15 protein-coding genes are annotated in these 20687 nt (G+C 69.7%); 8 read left to right on the top strand and 7 right to left on the bottom strand.

Annotated elements, in window-relative coordinates:
- Nucleotides 1-8 precede the first annotated feature (8 nt).
- Genes ACZYYX_RS05780 through ACZYYX_RS05770 form a run of 3 tightly spaced genes read left to right on the top strand, consistent with a single transcriptional unit; the run spans nt 9 to nt 2066 of the window.
- On the top strand, nt 9-632 hold the full coding sequence (locus ACZYYX_RS05780) for a TIGR03085 family metal-binding protein (RefSeq protein ID WP_463813475.1): 624 nt from the start codon (nt 9-11) through the stop codon (nt 630-632).
- Between the two features lie 14 nt (nt 633-646).
- On the top strand, nt 647-1579 hold the full coding sequence (locus ACZYYX_RS05775) for an LLM class F420-dependent oxidoreductase (RefSeq protein ID WP_463813474.1): 933 nt from the start codon (nt 647-649) through the stop codon (nt 1577-1579).
- Between the two features lie 40 nt (nt 1580-1619).
- Nucleotides 1620-2066: a hypothetical protein gene (locus ACZYYX_RS05770; protein ID WP_463813473.1), complete on the top strand. Its 447-nt coding sequence runs from the start codon at nt 1620-1622 to the stop codon at nt 2064-2066.
- Nucleotides 2067-2206: 140 nt separating this feature from the next.
- Here the strand turns inward: ACZYYX_RS05770 and ACZYYX_RS05765 are convergent, their stop codons facing one another.
- From ACZYYX_RS05765 to ACZYYX_RS05740, 6 genes are all read right to left on the bottom strand, one after another.
- Complete coding sequence (locus ACZYYX_RS05765) at nt 2207-2551, bottom strand: hypothetical protein (RefSeq protein ID WP_463813472.1); 345 nt, start codon at nt 2549-2551, stop codon at nt 2207-2209.
- Nucleotides 2548-4308 carry an Hsp70 family protein gene (locus tag ACZYYX_RS05760; protein WP_463813471.1) on the bottom strand — a complete coding sequence of 587 codons (1761 nt, stop codon included), beginning with the start codon at nt 4306-4308 and terminating at the stop codon, nt 2548-2550. The genes ACZYYX_RS05765 and ACZYYX_RS05760 overlap by 4 nt, the downstream gene beginning before the upstream one ends.
- A 48-nt stretch (nt 4309-4356) precedes the next feature.
- Nucleotides 4357-5850: a dynamin family protein gene (locus ACZYYX_RS05755; protein ID WP_463814819.1), complete on the bottom strand. Its 1494-nt coding sequence runs from the start codon at nt 5848-5850 to the stop codon at nt 4357-4359.
- 28 nt (nt 5851-5878) lie between these two features.
- Nucleotides 5879-7708 (bottom strand): isoniazid-induced dynamin-like GTPase IniA, encoded by a 1830-nt coding sequence (iniA, locus tag ACZYYX_RS05750; protein ID WP_463813470.1) that lies wholly within the window; start codon nt 7706-7708, stop codon nt 5879-5881.
- Between the two features lie 88 nt (nt 7709-7796).
- On the bottom strand, nt 7797-8882 hold the full coding sequence (locus ACZYYX_RS05745) for an IniB N-terminal domain-containing protein (RefSeq protein WP_463813469.1): 1086 nt from the start codon (nt 8880-8882) through the stop codon (nt 7797-7799).
- Between the two features lie 257 nt (nt 8883-9139).
- A complete protein-coding gene (locus tag ACZYYX_RS05740; RefSeq protein ID WP_463813468.1) occupies nt 9140-9682 on the bottom strand; it encodes an Rv0340 family IniB-related protein in 543 nt (180 codons plus the stop codon).
- Between the two features lie 240 nt (nt 9683-9922).
- On the opposite strand from ACZYYX_RS05740, the gene ACZYYX_RS05735 reads away from it, so the two are divergent.
- From ACZYYX_RS05735 to ACZYYX_RS05715, 5 genes are all read left to right on the top strand, one after another.
- Nucleotides 9923-11716: an Hsp70 family protein gene (locus tag ACZYYX_RS05735; protein WP_463813467.1), complete on the top strand. Its 1794-nt coding sequence runs from the start codon at nt 9923-9925 to the stop codon at nt 11714-11716.
- Between the two features lie 8 nt (nt 11717-11724).
- On the top strand, nt 11725-14256 hold the full coding sequence (gene iniR, locus ACZYYX_RS05730) for an isoniazid response ATPase/transcriptional regulator IniR (protein ID WP_463813466.1): 2532 nt from the start codon (nt 11725-11727) through the stop codon (nt 14254-14256).
- Between the two features lie 133 nt (nt 14257-14389).
- The gene (locus tag ACZYYX_RS05725) at nt 14390-17557 is read left to right on the top strand and encodes a (Fe-S)-binding protein (protein WP_463813465.1); all 3168 of its coding nucleotides are present in this window, start codon (nt 14390-14392) and stop codon (nt 17555-17557) included.
- Nucleotides 17558-17720: 163 nt separating this feature from the next.
- Complete coding sequence (locus ACZYYX_RS05720; protein ID WP_463813464.1) at nt 17721-18626, top strand: nucleoside hydrolase; 906 nt, start codon at nt 17721-17723, stop codon at nt 18624-18626.
- A 46-nt stretch (nt 18627-18672) separates the two neighbouring features.
- Nucleotides 18673-19941 carry a pyridoxal phosphate-dependent aminotransferase gene (locus tag ACZYYX_RS05715; protein WP_463813463.1) on the top strand — a complete coding sequence of 423 codons (1269 nt, stop codon included), beginning with the start codon at nt 18673-18675 and terminating at the stop codon, nt 19939-19941.
- Here the strand turns inward: ACZYYX_RS05715 and ACZYYX_RS05710 are convergent.
- On the bottom strand, nt 19925-20596 hold the full coding sequence (locus tag ACZYYX_RS05710) for a DUF4304 domain-containing protein (RefSeq protein WP_463813462.1): 672 nt from the start codon (nt 20594-20596) through the stop codon (nt 19925-19927). The genes ACZYYX_RS05715 and ACZYYX_RS05710 overlap by 17 nt on opposite strands.
- Nucleotides 20597-20687 lie beyond the last annotated feature (91 nt).

Here is a 20687-nt window from a genome sequence, read left to right as displayed (position 1 = left end):
CTGCACCCATGACCGTCGCCCAGCGGGAACGTGCCGCTCTGGTGTCCACGTTCCGCACCCTCTCGCCCGACTCCCCGACGCTCTGCGACGGATGGGACGCCCGCGAACTGGCCGCCCATCTCGTCGTGCGGGAACGCCGCCTCGACGCCGCGCCCGGCATCCTCATCCCCGCGCTCGCCGGCTACACCGATCGGGTGCAGAAGCAGGTGTCCGCGGCGTCGGACTGGGATGCCCTGGTCAACCAGGTGGCCGAGGGTCCCCCGCTGTATTCGCCGTTCAAGCTGCTCGATCCGATCGCCAACGTGGCCGAGATGTTCATCCACCACGAGGACGTCCGCCGGGCACGCCCGGGCTGGGAACCCCGCCCGCTCGACGATCAGACCGTCTCTGCGCTGCGCCGTCCCGTCGGGATGATGGCGCGGATGACGCTGCGGCGCTCCCCCGCGAAGGTGGTCTTGCAGACGCCGCAGGGCCAGCGCCTCGCCACGGTGGGACGCGGCCCCATGCTGACGGTCATCGGGGACCCGGGTGAGCTGCTGTTGTTCATCACCGGCCGCGACGAAGCCCAGGTCCAGTTCGACGGCCCGCCCGAGCTGGTGGCCACGGTGAAGTCCGCCCGCGGCGGACTGTGACAGAGGAGAAAGCCATGGACTTCCGTATTTTCGTCGAACCCCAGCAGGGCGCCACGTACGCCGATCAGCTCGCCGTCGCACAGGCGGCCGAGAGCGCCGGCTACTCCGCCTTCTTCCGATCCGACCACTACGTCGCGATGAGCGGCGACGGGCTGCCCGGCCCCACCGACTCCTGGGTGACGCTCGCAGGCCTGGCCCGCGAGACGTCGTCGATCCGACTCGGCACGATGGTCACCTCCGCGACGTTCCGCCACCCGGGTCCGTTGGCCATCTCGGTCGCTCAGGTCGACGAGATGAGCGGCGGCCGTGTCGATTTCGGTATCGGCGCGGGCTGGTTCGAAGCTGAGCACAAGGCGTATGCGATCCCGTTCCCGCCGCTGGGCGAGCGGTTCGACCGGCTGACCGAGCAGCTCGAGATCATCACCGGGTTGTGGACCACCGAGACCGGCGAGACCTTCGACTACGACGGCACGCACTACAGCATCGCGGACTCGCCGGCACTGCCCAAGCCGGCGCAGTCGCCGCATCCGCCGATCATCATCGGCGGCGGCGGCGCCAAGCGGACACCGGCGCTGGCGGCACGCTTCGCGAAGGAGTTCAACATCCCGTTCGCGCCACTGGACACGGTGAAGACCCAGTTCGGCCGGGTGGCCGACGCGGTCGAGGCGGCGGGCCGACCGGCGGATTCGATCGTGTACTCCGCGGCGTTCGTGGTGTGCGCGGGCCGGGACGACGACGAGATCGCTCGCCGCGCCGCTGCCATCGGCCGCGAGGTCGACGAACTGCGCAGCAACTCCCCCGCAGTCGGCTCCCCCGACGAGATCGTCGACAAGCTCGGACCCTTCGTCGAGGCCGGCGTCCAGCGGGTGTACCTGCAGCTCCTCGACATGTCCGACCTCGACCACGTCGACTTCTTCGCCGAGTCCGTCGTCCCCCAGTTCGGCTGACTCAGCGGATCGGGCCGGCCCGCGGTTACTATCGGTGGCCGTGACCAGGCCGGATCGAGACGAGGGCGCGCATCGCGATCCGTCGGACGTTCCGTGGCACAACCGCACCTCGACGCTTCTCGGCGTCAGCGTGGTGGGATTGGCGGTCATCGCGGCGCTGGTCGCGGGCGGGCTCTGGCTCGGTCGGCAGTTCTCCGGTCCTGAGCCGGCACCGCTGAACTACGTCGACCCCACGTTCTCGTCGAACTCGGCGCCGGCGTCGTCGACACCGACCACCACGGGGACGATCACCAGCACCAGCCCCCCGGTGACCACCGACATCAATCCGGAGTCGACGCCGCCGACCACCACGGATTCCGACACGTCGAGCACATCCCGGCCACCCCGCACGTCACGCACCCGCGACGATGACGACGACGGCGACACCACGACGACGCGCAAACGGCCGAGGACCAACGTGACACGCACGCTGTACCCGGGGACGTAGCGGGCGAGAGCCCTACTATCGGGATCCGTGGCGCGAAACGGATCCGGTGACGACGACAACTACTACTCCGACGACGACGAGACCCAGCTCAGCAACTACGGTCAACCCGGCTATCAGGACGACTACCAGGCTGAACACGCTCAGCCGACGCCCTGGTACCGCAAGCCCGCTGCGCTGGTGGCGTTCGGAGCGCTCGGCGCGGTCATCGTCGCGCTGATCATCTTCGGCCTCGCGAAGGCCATCACCGGGGACGCCCCGTCGGAGCCGACGACCGCGTCGCTGACCCCGCTGACATCGAGTTCGGCGCCGGCTGTCGCGCCGAGTTCGACCGCGGACGAGACGACCGCGACCTCCACCGAGACGACAGCTCCGACGACGACCACCACGACACCGACGACGACCGAGACCACTGCGCCGACGACGACCACGGCGACGACAACGCCCTCGACATCGGTGAGTACGAGTACCAGTACGAGCACCGTCACGCAGACGGAGACTGCGACACAGACGGTGACGCAGTCGTCGGCTCCTCCACCGGCGCCGTAGCCGTAGTCGTCGCGGGTGCCTCGCTGGTGGGCGCCTCGCTGGAGGGTGCCGGGGTCGACGGCTCGGGCGCCTGGGTCGACGTCTGCGTGGGTGTCTGCGTCGGGGTCGGTTCTGGCGTGGACGGCGGGGCCGACGACGGCGCAGGCTCGGGACTCGGCTTCGGCGTTGGTGCGGGGAACGTGAACTGCGGCAACGGAATTCTCGGCCACACAGGAGCGGGTGCCGCCGGGGCGGGCGCCGGCGCAGGAGCCGGTGCGGGTGCAGCGGGAGCCGGCGCGGGAGCTGCTTCCTTGGCGACCACCTGACCCTGCGGAGCCGCCGGCGCGGGGGCGGCCTGGACCGCGACCTGCTGGGGTGCCGGCGCGGCGGCCTGGACCGCCTGCGTGACGGTATCGGCCGGCGGTGCCTCCGCCGGGGGTGCCGCGGAGGGCTCCAGCGCGTGCATGGCGACGGGCGTGCTGATGCCCGACGCGGCCGTGGTCTCGTCGCTGCGGGCGATCTGGCTGGTCAGCATCACCGCAGCCGTCGCGATCGCCGCAGCACACGCCGCGCCCGCGAGCCACACCGGTGCCGCCACACGCTTCGTCGCCGGGCTCTCTGCGGCGGACTCATGACTGAACTGCACGACAGGTCGCGCCGCCGCCCCGGTGTCCGCAGCCGGCATGGCGAATTCGGTCTCTGCCGCGTCGTCGTCCTCGGCCGACCAGGCCAGCGCAGGGACGAGCGGCGCGAGGACGGTGTCGTGCGCGGGCGCCGCGATGGTGACGGCCTGCTGGTCGAGACCGCGTCGGGCGAGCAGCTCGGCGCCGGCGGCCGCGGCGATCTGCGGGTGCGCGGTGGTGCGGACCGGGCAGCGCAACGCGTCGGAGAGCCGCTGTGTCACCAGTGGAATACGCGCTCCGCCACCGACAGTGACGACAGCGACGGGAACGACGCGGGCGCGGTGCACGATGTCGACGATCGTCGCGATCAGGCGATCGAGGGGCTCGTCGATCAGCGCCTCGAGTTCACCGCGCGTCACGCGGACGGGACCGCGAGCCCCGGCCAGCGCGGTCGCGGTCACCTGCGACAGCCGCTCTTTGGCGGCCCGGCTCTCGGCCCGCAGATCGTGCAGTGAGGCCACGGCAGAGGTGCCGGCCGGGTCGAGGTTCAGCCCGTCGACCACGTGGCGCAGCACCGCCTGGTCGATGAGGTCGCCGGAAAAGTCGTCGCAGCGCACGGTCGGCCCGATCGGCGCGAACCCGGCACCGGCGTCGGCGAGCGTGATGTTCGTGCCGCCGGCACCGAGGTCACAGAGAAGCACCACGCCACGCGCCGGCAGGCCGGCTCCGGCCGCCACCGCGGTCAGCGCTGCGGTCGTGTCGGGCACGACGCGCAGGTGGGGGGCAGCGGCACTCAGCGCGGCGATCGCGCCGGCGGTCCAGTGCCCGGGCACCGCGATGGCGCCGACCTGCGGGCGCCGCCGAGGAGCTGCGTGCCGGGTAGCGGCCTCGATCGCGGCGGCGACCAGGCGGTCGGCACGGTGTGCGGAACCGTCGGCGGCCAGCATGGGCACCGGGTCCCCGACGCGGTCGAGGAAACCGGTCACCGTGACGCCGGGCCGGACCGTCACCGCCGTGGGCCGGACGATCGGCCGGCCGTCGGCCACCGCGACGACGTTCGCCGAACCCAGCGAAATCCCCACAGAAGAACGCATACCTGTCCATCGCTCGGCGCGGCCGAAACGTTAAGCGCGCGAGCGCACTCAGGAATAGCCGGCGACCAGCGCTTCGGCACTGCGCACCGCGGCCCGGCAGGCCCGCGTCGTGAAGGGGTCGTTGAGGGGGTGCTCGGCGCGGCGACGCCAGCGTTGCGCCGCGGCGAACGCCGCCCGGGGACCGTCGTCGGAGGTCTCCGGCGTCAGGCCCAGCCGACTTGCGGCGTCGGCGCCCGACCCGCCGATCAGCCGTCGCAGCGAGGCCATCTCGTCGGGGTTCAGCGTCGTCGGGCGGGACCTCAGCGCGCTGAGCAGTCGCAGCTCCTCGAAGGCGTGCGTGTCGGCGAGCAGCGGCTCGATGTCGGCGAGGATGTGCGGTGTCGCGGGGATCGGGTTGCGGGTGACGATCTCCCGCAACGTCAGCAGCGCGGTGTGCGCCTTCAGCAGCTCCGAGCGCTGGGCGAACTGCTGGTCGATCACCTCGCGCAACGCGACCAACCCGCTGCGTTCCAGCAGCTCGTCGGCCAGGGCCACCGAGTCGCCGACCCCGGCGCGCAGCACCGCGATCGAGATCCGGATGCCGAACATGCCGAAGCGGTCGAGCAACGCGGCGCGGGTCGCGGCGTCGACAGGCAGGGCCGGGCTTCCTTCAGCGTCCTCTCGGACGAACCGGTCGACCGACAGCATCGCCTTCGCCAGCTCTGTGCCCTCGACCCCGGCGAGCTTCTCCAGCGCGACGAACTCGCTCTGTCGCAGGGTCCGGGCGGTCAGCGCGAGCAGGCCGGACACCGGCACCACGGCCTGGCAGATCCCGGTGCGGTCCATCTCGGCGGTGAACCGCTGCGCGACGTCGCGGGCGGACATCATCGCGTCGATGCGGCCTGCCCCGATCTCGTCGGCCCGGGAGGCGACCCCGATGACGCCGAGGGCGCCGGCCGAGCCGCCGACCAGGTCCCCGATCTGTTGGAGCAGCGCGATGTCGGCGGCGTTGAGGGTGCGCAGCAGGAAGACGACCGCGTCGACGCGCGGTATCCCGTCGGCGGGGACCAGCAGTCGCAGCGTGCGGGCGGACACGTCGCGCGACAGCGACGACGTGCCGGGGGTGTCGATGATCGTCGCGTCGACCAGCTCGGCGGCCGGCCACTCCACGTCGAGGTCGACGACGTCCTCGGGGTCGAGCCGGGCCAGGTCGAAGGTCAGACCCCGGTCGGTCGGGTCACGCGTGATCGGCACGTTCGAGCGGTGGCCGTTGCGGTGGTTGGCGCTCACCCGCGGGGTGGGCCCGTGCCGGAACCACGTCACGATGCGGGTGGCCTCGGTGGCGTCGGTCGGGGCGATGGTGTCCCCGACGAGGGCGTTGACCAGCGTGGACTTGCCGGCCTTGAGGGTGCCGGCAAGCGCGATGCGCATCGGCTGGTTGAGCCGGTGGCCGACGCGGGCGAGCTCGTGATGCAGGGCGGGGCGGTCGCGGTAGGAGGGGTCGGCACGGTAGGCGGCGATGGTGCCGCCGAGGATCGCCCGCACGCGGTCGCTGGTGCTCAGTGCCGTCCCGTCCTGCTCGCCCGACTGTCTAGCTCTTCGAGCTTAGTGACCCTTCGACGGCGAGTTTGTCGGCGTGCTCGACCACCTGGCGCAGGATGTTGAGCTGCCTTTCGAGTTCCTTGACCCGGCCTGCGTGTTCGCTCTCGGCCACCTTGGCCGCGGCCAGCGTCGCCTGCAGCGACTCGTTGAGCGAGCGGCTGGTCTGATTGGCGATCCCGCGGTAGTGGTCGCGCAGCTGACGCTGGATCCCCTTGAGCCGGTCGCGGGACTCCTTGCCGACGACGAACGCGACGTCGTCGACGAATCGGCGCACGTTGGTCTTGGCCTCGTTGCGCACCCGCATCATCCGGTTCTCCATGTCCTCCTTGTAGGCCTTGCGGCCCAGCACGAGGCCGGCACCCAGTGACAGCGGGTTGAACATGCCCAGCCCGGCGAACGAGGTCAGCATGCCGAACATCAGCACGCCGCCGTAGGAGCCGCGCATGCCGGTGACGATCTTGTGGCCGGTCTTGATCGGCTTGGCCTCGAGGTGGGCCAGTGACGAGAACTCGGCGAATTCCGCACCCATGGCGCGCGGGTCGAGGGCGGGCATCCGGACGGAGTCGAGCCCGGCTTCGGAGAACGTGCGGGCCACTTCGGCGGCCAACGCCTCGGCGCGCCGGTAGGCCCACACGAAGTTGTCGCCGACCGCGGTGGCCACCGCCTCTTCCAGTTCGGCGCCGATCTCGGCCCACTGCAGCGTCGGATCGCCGGCATCGATCACCGCTTCGGTGTGGAAGGTGATGGTTCGAAACCGTTGCCGCAGATCGTGATCCACGTCGGCTGTCAGGTCGGCGATGCCGTCGGAGAGCACCTGCTGCCACAGCGCGGTCTGCTGCAGCGCATCCTGGGCCTCCTGCTTGCGGGCTTCCAGGTCGGCGGTCAGCTTCTCGCGGGTGTGCGGGTCGTTGAGCGCGGCGAGTTCGGCCTGCGCGGCGAGCATCAGGTGTTCTGCGGCGGCGCGGATGTCGCCGAGAGCGTGGTCGCGCACCCGGTCCTTCTGCCTACCGAGCACCTCCTCGGAGAGGAACTTCACGATCGCCGGGAAGTTGGACTCCTCGTTGAGTTCCTTGTCGTTGAGCTGGACGGCGTGGCTGCGCAGGACCGACGACGCGGGGATCATCGCCGTGGTGACGCCGGCCCGGCGCAGGTGTGTGGTGTTGGCGTCGACCACCTGGCGCCAGTGCGGGTAGAGGTCGGTCTTGGTCGCGACGATCACGGCGACGGGGCACACCTCGAGGGCTTGGCGAAGGAACGTCATCTCCGGTTCGGTGAACTCGGCGCTGGTGTCGCTGACCAGCACCATGGCGTCGGCATCGGGCAGCAGGCCCAGCGTGGCCGACAGGTGCGGTTGGCCGTGTCCGCCCACCCCGGGGGTGTCGACGAACGCGAGGCCACCTTTGAGTAGCGGGCTCGGCGCGGTCACTTCGATACGCAGCACCTCACGGCCGCGGGCCACCGGAGCGCGACGCAGGTCGGTGCCCAATTCGGTGACCGGGATCTCGACCAGCTCCGGCTCGTCGCCACCCGCGCGAGCGACCACCAGGCGGGCCGACGCCGGATCGCCGTAGGACACCACAGTGGGCAGCACCGTCGACTCGTCGTCGCCCACACGCGCCACCGGCATGTTGAGCAGCGAGTTCAGCAGGTGGCTCTTGCCCTGCTTGAGCTGGCCGGCGATCACGACGCGGATCTGCGGGTCCTCGACACGAGTCTTGGCCCGGGCGAGCCGGGCGGCCAGGTCCCCGCGCTGGCGGGTCTCGGCGATCGCCTTCGTGTGGTCGAGAAGCTCGATCAGCACGCGGGTCGGTTGGGTCATGTACCCCTCCTTCGCCTTCGCTCTGGATGTCAACGGTAAACGCCGAGCTGGCGGGGACCGGTGCGGTCCCCGCCAGCGGGTGGGTGGATCAGAACGCGTCGAGAACGGGGTTGTGGGAGGCCACATCGTTGTGAGACGCGACGTCCGGGTTGTGCGAGGCGATGTCGGTGTGCGACGACAGCCCGGCCTCGTTGCCCGAGAACAGCGACGTGTCGGTGTGGTTGCCCGACCCGATCGCGGTCTCGTTGCCCGACCCGATGTTCGACTCGTAGCTCGAGGAGTGGTCCTCGATCGACGTGTCGTGCGAGGTCTCGGTGTTCACCGAGGTGTTGGTCGACGAGTCCACCGAGTTGTGGCTTCCGGAGTCACCACCGATGGTGGTCTGCGTTCCGCTGTTGGCGTGGCTGTCCGAGACGATGATCGAACCGGCGTTGCCGCCGTCACCGCCTGCGGAGTTGCCGCTGCCGATGCCGAGCAGGCTGCCGCCGCCGTGCGAGCCGCCGCCGTTGCCGCCGGACAGATCGTTGTCCTTGATCACGGCGCCGGAGTTGCCCGAGACCACGTCACCGCCCGCGTGCTGGCTGTTGTCCTCGATCTCGTTGCCGCGGCCGACCGCGACGTGCGAGCCCGACCCGGCGAGGATGTCGCCGTTGTTGACGTCATTGTTGTTGCCGAGGACCGCGCCGTCACCGCTGACGATGTCGCCCTTGTTGTCTCCGTCGACCACGACGCCACCGTTGGTGGCGGTGTTGGTGCTCTTGTCACCCAGGGTGATGTCACCGAAGCCGAGGTTGAAGGCGCCGTTCTGGGCGTTCGCGCCGGCGTCCTGCACCGGGCTGGCGACCGGGATGTTGTTGTGGCTGGCCAGGTCGGTGTTCGTCTCGGGGGCGAAGGTGTTCTGCGGGGCCCAGGAGGTCTGGGGCGAGAACGGAGAGGCGAAGTTGGAGGCCAGCTGGTGGTGGTCGGCCACGGCGCGCTGCAGTCCGACGATCGGGTCGCCGCCGCCGAGTGCGTATCCGGCCGGTGCGGCGGTGGCCGCGACCGAGGCGAGCTGCGCGGCGGTGACGTTCGGCAGGCCGGCGTCGCGCAGGGCACCGTCAGGGTCGACGACGAACGAGGCGGCCGACGCCGGGCTGCGGAACAGGTCGAGGATGAAGTCGATCAGGGTCGTCATGGAAGTGCCTTTCTGGTGTGTCCGGGGCAATCCGCCGGTCCGTTCCCGGCGATCTGGAGACCACGTTATGGACTGCGCGGCGGCCCGGAAACGGGGATGACACCCGCCGCTGCAGATCCCCCATACGGGATTCGCAGCCACCCCCGTTAGGGGATTAGGGGGTCAGCAGGGGATCGGGGGGAATCTCCCGTTCGCGCAGCTCAACACACAAAAAGCCCGCGCAGACAGGTCTGCGCGGGCTTTTCGGGCGGCGTTTGTCAGAAGAGATCGACATCGGGCAGGTGATCGATCAGGTGGACATCGTGGACACCATCGATGCCACCGCTGACGTCGTGGGCCCACTGCTCTGCGACCATCGGCTCGGCGAGCCCCAGGTGCTCGGCCCCCGGTTCCTCTAGCTGCACCGATGGAACCTCGGGTGACGTGTCGACGGCCGACATCAGGTCCAGGGGTTCGTCGAGATGGTCGACGATGGTGGGCACGGAATGTTCGGTGTCGATCACGGAGGTGGTGGGCACGTGGTCGTCGAACGCATCGAACGCGGCGGTGGCGGCTCCGCTGGACCAGACGTTGGATACGTGATCGATTCCCGGGTCGGCGCTGAACACGTCGACGCTGTGCACCGGCGCAACCGTCGAGATCGATTCCGCGACCACCGGGAGGAGATTCTGCACGTCGACGCTGGTCACATCCGTCAGATGGGCGTCGGCGAGAGCCTGCGCCGGATCGGCGGCATACGCGGCCGCTGCGGCAGGATCGCGCACCAGCGACACCACGAAATCGACCAGTGAGTTCGCCACGTCCTGACCTTCCCCTCGATATGACCTTGGCAGCTTGTGTGCTCCGATGCTATCGGTGCGGTGGCCTCGACGGATCGGTGTTCGACCCACCTCGCAGGTGGGGCCATTAGGGGATGGCCCGTTAGGGGCTTCGGCGACACTAGGGGCGCTTGCCTGTTCACCCCGCCTCCCACCGTTAAGGTGGTGTGCGGTCCGAGCATCGGACCGACCCGACGGGGCCGAGGAGGGGACACCACCGCCATGACCGAACCACTGGGATTGTCGATCGGGATGACGAACCTGGTGGCCGCGCGCGTCGGCCGGCCACCGGTGACGCGCCGGTCGATCCTGACCGTCTATCCCGATCGTGCGCCCGAGGTCGGAATCCCGACCGACGCGACGCACCCCGGACTGGTGTTGAGCGGGTTCGTCGACCGTGTCGGCGATCCGGTTCCGCTGGTGGCTGCCGACGGATCGGCGCACCGCGGCGAGGTCGTCCTCGCCGAGGCGCTGGCAGCGATGGCGCGTCTGGTCGACGGCGGCTCTCCGGTCGCGATCGCCGTGCCCGCGCACTGGGGGCCGGGAACGCTGGGCGCCTTGCGGGGCGCGCTGCGATCCCGCCCGATCCTCGCCCCCGACGGTGTGCCCGCCGCCCTCATCCCCGACGCCTCCGCAGCCCTGGCCGCACTGCAGGCCGCGCCGGGTCTGCCGGATCAGGGGGTGGTGGTGCTCGTCGATTTCGGTGGCAGCGGCACCAGCGTCACGCTCGCCGACGCGGGAGCCAACCTCGATCTGGTCGGCCAGACGGTGCGGTATCCGGACTTCTCCGGCGACGCGGTCGACCAGCTCCTGCTCGACCATGTGCTGTCCGGCATCGCCGACGCCAACGACGCGGATCCGGCGGGCACGGCCGCGGTCGGCTCGCTGGCCCGGCTGCGCGACGAATGCCGCAAGGCCAAGGAGCGACTCTCTGAGCAGACGGCGACGGTGGTGCCTGCCGAGCTGCCCGGCGTCCGGTCGGACATCCGGGTCACTCGACCCGAACTCGAGCAGCTGATCACCGAACCCCTCGGCGGTCTCCTCGGTGTCATCGACGATGCCCTGCAGCGGGCCGCGGTCCCGGCGGCCAACGTCGCAGCCATCGCGACCGTCGGGGGTGGAGCCGCCATACCCGTTGTCACACAACGGCTTTCAGATCGCCTGCGGGCACCGGTGATCACCACGCCGGAGTCGGGGCTCAACGTCGCGGCGGGTGCGGCACTGGTGGCCAACCAGAGTCTCGACGCCCAGGCCGCGACCGGTCTGGCGCCCGCAGCCGGTGAGCCGACCGCGATGGCACCGGCGGCATGGGCCGCGGGCGCAGCGGGTCTGGCTGCCGGGCAGGCCGCCGACGACGGGGCCGCATCGGCGACGTTCCGTGCGTTGGCGTGGTCTCAGGACGACGATCTGGGGAGCGAGCCGGTCCCCTACACCGGCGCGGATTACGTGGCCTCCCCCGATCCGGCCCGGCCATCGGTGGCGTTCGCCCCGGAAGACGACCGGCTCGACGAGCCCGCGCCGCTGGCCTGGTACAAGCGCCCGCCCGTGCTGTTCGGCATCGCTGCCGCCGCTGCGCTGCTGGCGGCAGGCGGGTTGGCCATCACGCTGACCAGCTCCGACGGAGACCCGGGCACGGTCACCGAGACCGCCACACCTCCCGCGGCGTCCTCGCCCGTGGAGCTGCCCCCGCCGGTCACCACGGTGACGATCGGCCCCGATGGCGTCGCGACCACGACGGTGAGCCAGCCCCCGCCACCACCGCCGCCGTCGACCACCGACACCACGGCTCCGTCGTCGTCGACCACGACGACGGCACCGACCACCACCACGACGACGAGCACCACGACGACCACCACGCAGCCGACCACGACGACGACGCGCACCACGACGACCCGTCCGACGACCACGACGCAACCGCCGACCACCACGGCGGCTCCTCCGACGACGACGGCCGCGCCGCCCACGACGGAGGCTCCGCCGGTGACCACGACGGTCGTCCCGGACGCCGGCGCCTGACCTCGGCGATGACCGGTCCGGGGCCTCGATCCACCGATCTGCCGCCGGCGGCGCGCGAGGCGGTCGGCGCGGTCGAGCGTGACCCCCACGTCGCCACGAAGTTGGCGGTCACGGGTGGTATCGGGACCGGTAAGTCGATCGTGCTGGCGGCGTTGCGTCAGCTTCTGCGCGCTGCCGGCCGTCCCGTGCTGTCCCGGCCACCCCGTCCTGGCGACAGCGACGGCGCAGCGGTGCTGGTCGACGACGCCGAGTTGCTCGGAGACGACGAACTGGAGCAGCTGACGGCGCTGGTCGCCGATCCCACCGCGACGCTCGTGATCGCGGCGCAACCGCTCGCTCATCATCAGGCGCTCCGACGCCTGGTCACCGCCCTCGAACGCGAGAACCTCCCGGTCGCGCTCGGGCCGCTGACGCCGGTCGACGTGGGGAGGATCAGCGGCGCCGCACTGGGTGAGGCTGCAGCGCCCGACCTGGTGCGGATGCTCGTCGGGGCCACCGCCGGCCTGCCGTTCGTACTGCGGCCGGCGCTGGCCGCTATCGGTGAGGGCACCCCGGCGGTGCGCCAGGCCGCGCGATTCGCTCTGATCGAGCGCCTCCGCCGCCTCGACGAACCGCTGCTCGACACGCTGCTGATCTCGTCGCTGACCTCCGGCCTGGGACCTGACGACGTCGCCGCCGGCTTGGCCATCGCACCGGGCGACGCGCGGGCGGCGGTCGACCGTGCTCGTGCCAGCGGTCTCCTCGACCCGTCGCATCCGCCGGGTTTCGTGCGCGACGTCCACGACGCCGTTGCCTCGATCGTCGGCGCCGCACACCATCACGACGTCGAAGTGGCGGTGCTGGCGTCGCAGGTGGCGACGTCGACGTTGACACCCGAGCTGGCGCTGCGGCTGGCCGAGCACGGACTGCGCGACGAGCGGCTGGGCTCCGCGCTGACCGAGCTGGCCGGAGCGGGCACTGCGACGCCCGCGCGAGCGGCACGCCTGTACCGGGCGGCGGCGCGAGCGAGCGACGCGATACCCGGTGCGCACGTGGCCGACGCTCTCGCCCTGACAGGAGACTGCGCGACGGCGGCGCGGCTGGCCGACGAGATGCTGACGTCATCCGACACCGCCGAGCGGTCTGCCGCGGTGCGCATCGCGGCGAGTGTCGCCCTGCACGACGGGAATTCGGCCCAGGCCCGGGACCTGTTCACCTGGCTCGGACCGACCCCCGACGCCGTCGTCGGCGCCGCCGCGACGATCTCCGCGATGGCTGCCGGGGACGTGGCCGCGGCACGTGCCGGCACCGATGCGCCCCTGTCGGGACCGCCCACCTCGATGGCGAGGGCGGCCCGCGCCGTCACCGACGGGTTGGTGCTGACGCTCGACGCCCCCTATCCCGTCGCACTCAGTCGTCTCAGTCAGGCGATCGGCCCCGACACGAACCCGTCCGTCGTCACCCCTGACACCCCGGCCGCGCTGGTGACCCTGGCCGCACTGCACGGCGGCGACCCGGTGCGCGCCCGCTCGGTGATCGGGCGGGCGGTGCGGGAGGGGTCCGGTGACGACTTCGATGGTGAGCGGGCATCGGATGCGATCTTCGTCACGTACCGGCACCGGTTACTGCACGGCTGGACGCTGATGCAGGACGGCCACCTGCAGTCAGCCGGGACCGCCGTCGCCGCGGTGTCCGGCCGTCAGCTGCATCGGCGCGACGCGCTCTGGGCGGCGGCGTTGCAGACCGCGATCGCCCGGCGCGGCGGCGACACGGGCGCGATGCAGCACCACTGGTTCGCGGGTATGGAAGTGCTCGCCGAGTGCTCCCCGGATCTGTTCACGCTGCTGCCGCTCGGCGAACTGTGGATGGCTGCTGCTCGGATGCGTCAGGTCGACCGGCTGCGGCACGCCGTGGACCAGGCCTTCGAGGCCTTGGCCGGGCTCGGCGATCCGGTGCTGTGGTCGGTTCCGCTGCATTGGGCCGGCGTGCACGCGGGCATCCTGGCCAACTCTCCCGACGACGTCGCACCACACGGCCAGGCGTTGACGGCCGCGGCGGCGCACTCGGCGCTGGCGAAAGTCCTGGCCACGGCCGGGCGCACGTGGTTGCGGGTGCTCGCCAATGCCGTCGACACCGTCGAGGTGGCCGCGGCGGCGCGCGGGCTGGCCCAGGTGGGCCACACCTCCGATGCCACGCGGCTGGCCGGCCAGGCCGCCCTGCACACCACCGATCCGCGGGTGTCCCAGGCGATGCTGCAGCTGGCTCGCGATCTCAAGCAGTCGGTCGCGGCACCCGAGGCACCCACCGATGCCGTCGACGCGCGGCCGGCCACGGCGCCGACGACCACGCGCCCCCGGCCGGCCGCCTCGCTGTCCGAGCGCGAACGTGAGGTCGCCGAGCTACTGCTGCAGGGCCTGCCCTACCGCGACATCGGGGCGCAGCTGTTCATCTCAGCCAAGACCGTCGAGCATCACGTCGCCCGGATCCGGCGCCGCCTCGGCGCGGAATCGCGGTCGGAAATGCTGTCGATGCTGAGGGTGATGTTGGCTCCGGCGAACTGACCAACCGGTAGTTAGGGCGACCTTCGTAGCGCCGATTCCGTGCGTGATGCGACTATGAGCTGGCAGCGAGCTAAGTTACTTGTCAGTAACATGGTCTAAGTTACCCAGCGGTAACCAGAACCGGAGGATGCGCGTGGATACCCAGATGCTGATCAGGATCATCGTCGGGGCGCTGATGATCGTCGTCGTCGGGCTCTTGGCGGTCAAGCGCGTGCTGTGGCTGACCAAGCTGATCCGGTCGGGCCAGCCGATGAGCGAGGCCAACAATCGCAAAGACAATCTGGGCAAGCGCATCACCACCCAGATCGAAGAAGTCTTCGGCCAGACCCGCCTGCTGCGCTGGAACACTGCCGGCATCGCGCACTTCTTCACGATGTGGGGCTTCTTCGTCCTCGCCACCGTCTACCTGGAGGCCTTCGGCCAGCTGGTCGACCACGACTTCCACATCCCGATCATCGGCCGGTGGGATGTGCTCGGCTTCCTGCAGGACTTCTTCGCCCTTGCCGTGCTGCTGGGCATCATCACGTTCTCGATCATCCGCATCGTTCGCGAGCCCAAGAAGCACGGCCGCGACTCCCGGTTCTACGGCTCGCACACCGGCGGCGCCTGGCTGATCCTGTTCATGATCTTCAACGTCATCTGGACCTACGCCCTGGTCCGCGGCGCCGGCGCCAACACCGGCGCGCTTCCCTACGGCAACGGCGCGTTTTTCTCCCAGTTCATGGGCTGGATTCTGCACCCGCTGGGTGAGCCCGCCAACGAGTGGATCGAGACCCTGGCCCTGCTGGGCCACATCGCGATCATGCTGGTGTTCCTGCTGATCGTGCTGCACTCCAAGCACCTGCACATCGGCCTGGCGCCGATCAACGTCACGTTCAAGCGGATGCCCAACGGCCTGGGCCCGCTGCTGCCCGTCGAGTCCAAGGGCGAGCTCGTCGACTTCGAAGATCCCGCCGAGGACGCGGTGCTGGGCCGCGGCAAGATCGAGGACTTCACCTGGAAGGGCTACCTCGACATGACGACCTGCACCGAGTGCGGGCGTTGTCAGTCACAGTGTCCGGCGTGGAACACCGGAAAGCCGCTGTCTCCCAAGCTCGTGATCATGAACCTGCGCGACCACATGTTCGCCAAGGCACCGTACTTCCTCGACGGCAAGGAATCACCGCTGCAGAACACGCCGGAAGGCGGTCTCGGCGAGGACGTGCGCGGCGAGAAGGAAAGCGAGAAGCACTCCCACGAGCACGTGCCGGAGTCGGGCTTCGAGCGCATCCCCGCCGACTCGCCGCTGCAGGCGACCCGCCCGCTGGTCGGCACCCTCGAACAGGGCGGCGTCATCGACCCCGACGTGCTGTGGTCCTGCACGACCTGCGGCGCCTGCGTCGAGCAGTGCCCGGTCGACATCGAGCACATCGACCACATCGTCGACATGCGCCGCTACCAGGTGATGATGGAGTCCGAGTTCCCCGCCGAACTCAGCGGCCTCTTCAAGAACCTGGAGAACAAGGGCAACCCCTGGGGCCAGAACGCCAAGGACCGCACGAACTGGATCGACGAGGTCGACTTCGACATCCCGGTGTTCGGAAAGGACGTCGAGTCGTTCGCGGGTTACGAGTACCTGTTCTGGGTCGGCTGCGCGGGCGCGTACGAGGACCGCGCCAAAAAGACCACCAAGGCCGTCGCCGAACTGCTCGCCACCGCGGGAGTCAAGTACCTGGTGCTGGGCGAGGGCGAGACCTGCAACGGCGACTCGGCCCGCCGCTCCGGCAACGAGTTCCTGTTCCAACAGCTGGCCGCGCAGAACGTCGAGACGCTCAACGATCTGTTCGAGGGTGTCGAGCGGGTGGACCGCAAGATCGTCGTGACCTGCCCGCACTGCTTCAACACGCTGGGCCGCGAATACCCGCAGGTGGGCGGCAACTACACGGTGCTGCACCACACGCAGCTGCTGAACCGCCTCGTGCGCGACAAGAAGCTGGTGCCGGTCAAGCCGGCTGATGGTGGCATGGACATCACCTACCACGACCCGTGCTACCTGGGCCGCCACAACAAGGAGTACTCGGCGCCGCGTGAGCTGATCGGGGCGTCCGGTGCCAAGCTGACCGAGATGCCGCGTCACGCCGAGCGCGGCCTGTGCTGCGGCGCCGGTGGCGCCCGGATGTGGATGGAAGAGCACATCGGCAAGCGCGTGAACGTGGAGCGCTCCGAAGAGGCCGTGGACACCGGCGCATCGGCGATCGCGACGGGCTGCCCGTTCTGCCGCGTGATGATGACCGACGGCGTCGACGACGTGACGTCCACGCGCAGCCTGGAGAAGACGCCGGAGGTTCTCGACGTCGCCCAGCTGCTGCTCGGCTCGCTGGACAAGTCCGGTGTCACGCTGCCCGAGAAGGGCACCGCGGCCAAGGAAGCCGAGGAGCGTGCGGCCCGTGTCGAGGCCTCCGCGCCGGCCGAGGTCGTCGAGGAAAAGGCCGTCGAGGAGAAGCCCGTCGAGGAGAAGCAGGCTGAGGCGCCCGCACCTGCCGAGGCGAAGACCGCTGTTGCAGCTCCGGCGAAGGGGCTCGGCCTCGCAGGCGGCGCCAAGCGTCCGGGAGCCAAGAAGGCCGCCGCGTCAGCGGCGCCTGCCGAGGCACCGGCCAAGGCCGAGCCCGAGGCCGCAGCCCCGGTCAAGGGTCTGGGCATCGCGGGCGGGGCGAAGCGGCCCGGCGCGAAGAAGGCCGCGCCCGCGGCCTCCGCTCCCGCGGCCTCCGCTCCCGCTGCCTCTGCTCCGGCCGCCGACAAGCCGGCGGAGACGTCTGCCGCACCGGCTACACCCGAGCCCGAGGTCAAGGGTCTGGGCATCGCGTCCGGCGCCCGTCGTCCCGGAGCGAAGAAGGCCGCCGCAGCGCCGAAGGCGGCCCCGAACGAGGGCGCTGCGACGGTCGTGCAGCCGGCCAACGCCGAACCGGACGCGGCCCAGGCGGGCACCGAGCCCGCCGACACCGCAGATTCCGACCGCGGTCTGGAGGCCAAGCCGGAGCCTGAGGTCAAGGGCCTGGGTATCGCCGCGGGCGCCCGCCGTCCGGGCGCGAAGAAGGCGGCCGCGGCTCCTGCGGCGCCTGCGGCGCCGAAGGCCGAGCCGGAGCCCGTCGCCGAGCCCGCTGCCGAGCCGGAGCCCGTCGCCGAGCCCGCTGCGGCGGACCCGGAGCCCGCCGCTCCGTCGAGCAACGGCAGTGGCGACGGCGAGGCCCGCGTCGTCGGCGATGAGCCGCCGGTGAAGGGTCTCGGCATCGCCAAGGGTGCTCGCCGCCCGGGCCGAAAGTAACTCCTCGAACGTGGGCCCTGTGCACGGAATTCCGTCAGATCCCGTACACAGGGCCCACGTTCGACTGCCGAGAGTTCTCGCCGCCGTCGTCCTCGCGACGGCGGCGTTGGCGTTTTCGGGCCTGGCAGCCCCACCGCAAAGCCGCGCAGCTCCGGACACGTGCGTGCTGATCGACACCGACCTCGACATCGACGACATGATGTCCATGCCGATGGTCGTCGGCAACCGCCATGTCGCAGCCGTCGTCACCACCGAGGGATTCACGACACCCGAGCTGGGTGCGGCGGCCACCAGTCGGCTGCTGGCTGAGCCGGGGCAGCGCGCGATCCCCGTGATCGTTGGTGCGGGCGTTCATCGAACCGAATCCGATATCGCCTCGAGCTTCGGGGATTTCGTGCTCGTGTTCCGCGAGCTGATGAACCGGCTCAATGATTTCCTGCCTACCGCGCTGCCACCCACTCCGCAGCAGGACGATTACGTGCACCAGATCGTCGACAGCGTCGCGAACTGTCAACGGGTCGACGTGTTACTCCTCGGCGCCTTCACGTCATTCGTGAGCTACGGGCCGGCGATCCGCTCGAAGATCGGTCGGGTGGTGATCTCAGGCCGACCGTTGACCGGTGACGGCGACCTCGAGGCGGTCGAGTCTTTCAACTGCACCTACGACAGACCCTCGTGCGCAACGGTTTTCCACGAACAGCTGCCGGGACTGGACCACAGTTTCGTCGACGTGCCGCGCAGCGACTGCGATCTGACGCCGAACCGAGCCGGTTGTGTCGGCACGGTCTACGGTCCGACGCTGGACATGGCGCGCTCGTTGGGGCCTGTGGGTCTGCCGAACACCCTGAAGCAGATCATGCTGAACCACCCGAATTCCTGGGCCATCGACAACTGGGAGAACTCTGGATACGGCGGCCGATCGCTGTTCTGGGACCAGTCTGCTGCGCTCGAATTGCTTGCACCGGAATTGTTCCGAGATGTCGGCACGCACCGGGAGACGACGTTGTCCCCGGCGGACTTCCAGCGCACATGGGCGGAGTACACCAATCGTGCCGCGCAGTACGCCTAGTGGTGCTTCAGAAATCCCCTGGACACAGCGTGGGAGGATCGAACGCATGAGTACGCATCAGGTGCCCTGGCAGACCGGAAGTGGCCAGCACGTGCGCCCCCGCGAGTTCACGCAGTCCAGCAAGCTGCAGGACGTCCTCTACGAGATCCGCGGACCGGTACACGAGCACGCCGCGCGCCTGGAGTCCGAGGGTCACCGCATCCTCAAGCTCAACATCGGCAACCCCGCGCCCTTCGGCTTCGAGGCCCCCGACGTCATCATGCGCGACATCATCCAAGCGCTCCCCTACGCGCAGGGTTACTCCGACTCCAAGGGGATCGTCAGCGCCCGGCGTGCGGTGTTCACTCGCTACGAGCTGGTCGACGGGTTCCCACGGTTCGACATCGACGACGTGTTCCTCGGCAACGGCGCCTCCGAGCTCATCCAGATGGTGCTACAGGCGCTGCTCGACAACGGCGACCAGGTGCTGATCCCCGCACCCGACTACCCGCTGTGGACCGCATGCACGTCGCTGGCCGGCGGCACCCCGGTGCACTACCTGTGTGACGAGACGCAGGGCTGGAACCCCGACATCGCCGACATCGAGTCGAAGATCACCGACCGCACCAAGGCGATCGTCGTCATCAACCCGAACAACCCGACCGGCGCCGTGTACAGCCGCGAGACGCTCGAGCAGATCGCCGACCTGGCGCGCAAACATCAACTGCTGCTGCTCTCCGACGAGATCTACGACAAGATCCTCTACGACGACGCCAAGCACATCTCGATGGCCTCGGTGGCCCCCGACGTGCTGACGCTGACGTTCAACGGCCTGTCGAAGGCCTACCGGGTCGCCGGCTATCGGTCGGGATGGTTGGTCATCACCGGCCCGAAAGAGAACGCCGGCAGCTTCATCGAGGGCATCAGCCTCCTGGCGAACATGCGACTGTGCCCCAATGTGCCTGCCCAGCATGCCATTCAGGTCGCGCTCGGTGGACACCAGAGCATCGACGACCTCGTGTTGCCGGGCGGCAGGCTGCTCGAGCAGCGTGACGTGGCGTGGAACAAGCTCAACCAGATCCCCGGCGTCTCCTGCGTGAAGCCCCAGGGCGCGCTGTATGCCTTCCCGCGGCTCGACCCCGAGGTCTACGAGATCCACGACGACGAGCAGCTGGTGCTCGACCTGCTGTTGCAGGAGAAGATCCTCGTCGTACAGGGCACCGGATTCAATTGGCCCACACCGGATCACCTCAGGATCGTGACGCTGCCCTGGGCACGCGATCTGTCCAACGCCATCGAGCGCCTGGGCAACTTCCTGGTCAGCTATCGGCAGTGACCGGATCCAGGACGCCGCGCTCGCTCAGAGCCGACGCCCAACGTCCCGTCTCTTCTCTGATCTGGCGGCTGAAGTTCACCCACCGCTCTTGATGGCCGAACCAGTCTCGCAGCGTCGCCACATACGAGGTCAGCGTCTCGATGTCGTCGATCGCGGCGAGGTAGCAGCACGTGGTTTCGTAGGCGATCAACAGGTTGTTCTCGACGGCGTATCGAACCAAAGCCGCTGTGCTGTCGATCCGTTCGAGCGCGTCCAGTAGCAGGCCGAGTCCACGACACAACTCCGCACTGAAGACGGCCATGTCGGTGTCCGGTCGGAACCGCAACTCGTACGGGAGTTCGGGAACGAGGGACTCCCAACGGCGGTTGAGCAGGTGTCGATTACGGCCCGCCTTCGCGCGCTGCTGCGCCGCGCACGCCGCGTCCACCTCGGTCGAACCCACCCCGACGTTGATGAAGAAGCCGTGCCAACGCACAGATCCGTTGTGCCAGTTCTCCTGGAAGTCGATCACGTCGTAGATCGCGCCGCGTTGACGGCGGAACTCGTTGCCGTTCTTCACGAATCTCCGCTCACCGAGAAACAGCGGGACTGTCGTCGCCAACATCGCGTGATATGCCCGGTCCATCGACGCTGTCTCGTTGTTCTGCCTGCCCACCTTCGCCCCCTGTCAGATCGATTGACAAGAACACTAGGGCCGCCGAAGGGGGCTGTTCCGCAGCAATTTCAACGGTGGGCGGAGTGATCCC

Source organism: Mycobacterium sp. IDUB_1 (assembly GCF_055419625.1).
Note: the sequence above shows the minus strand (reverse complement) of the source record. Positions and strands in the feature narration are given on the sequence as shown.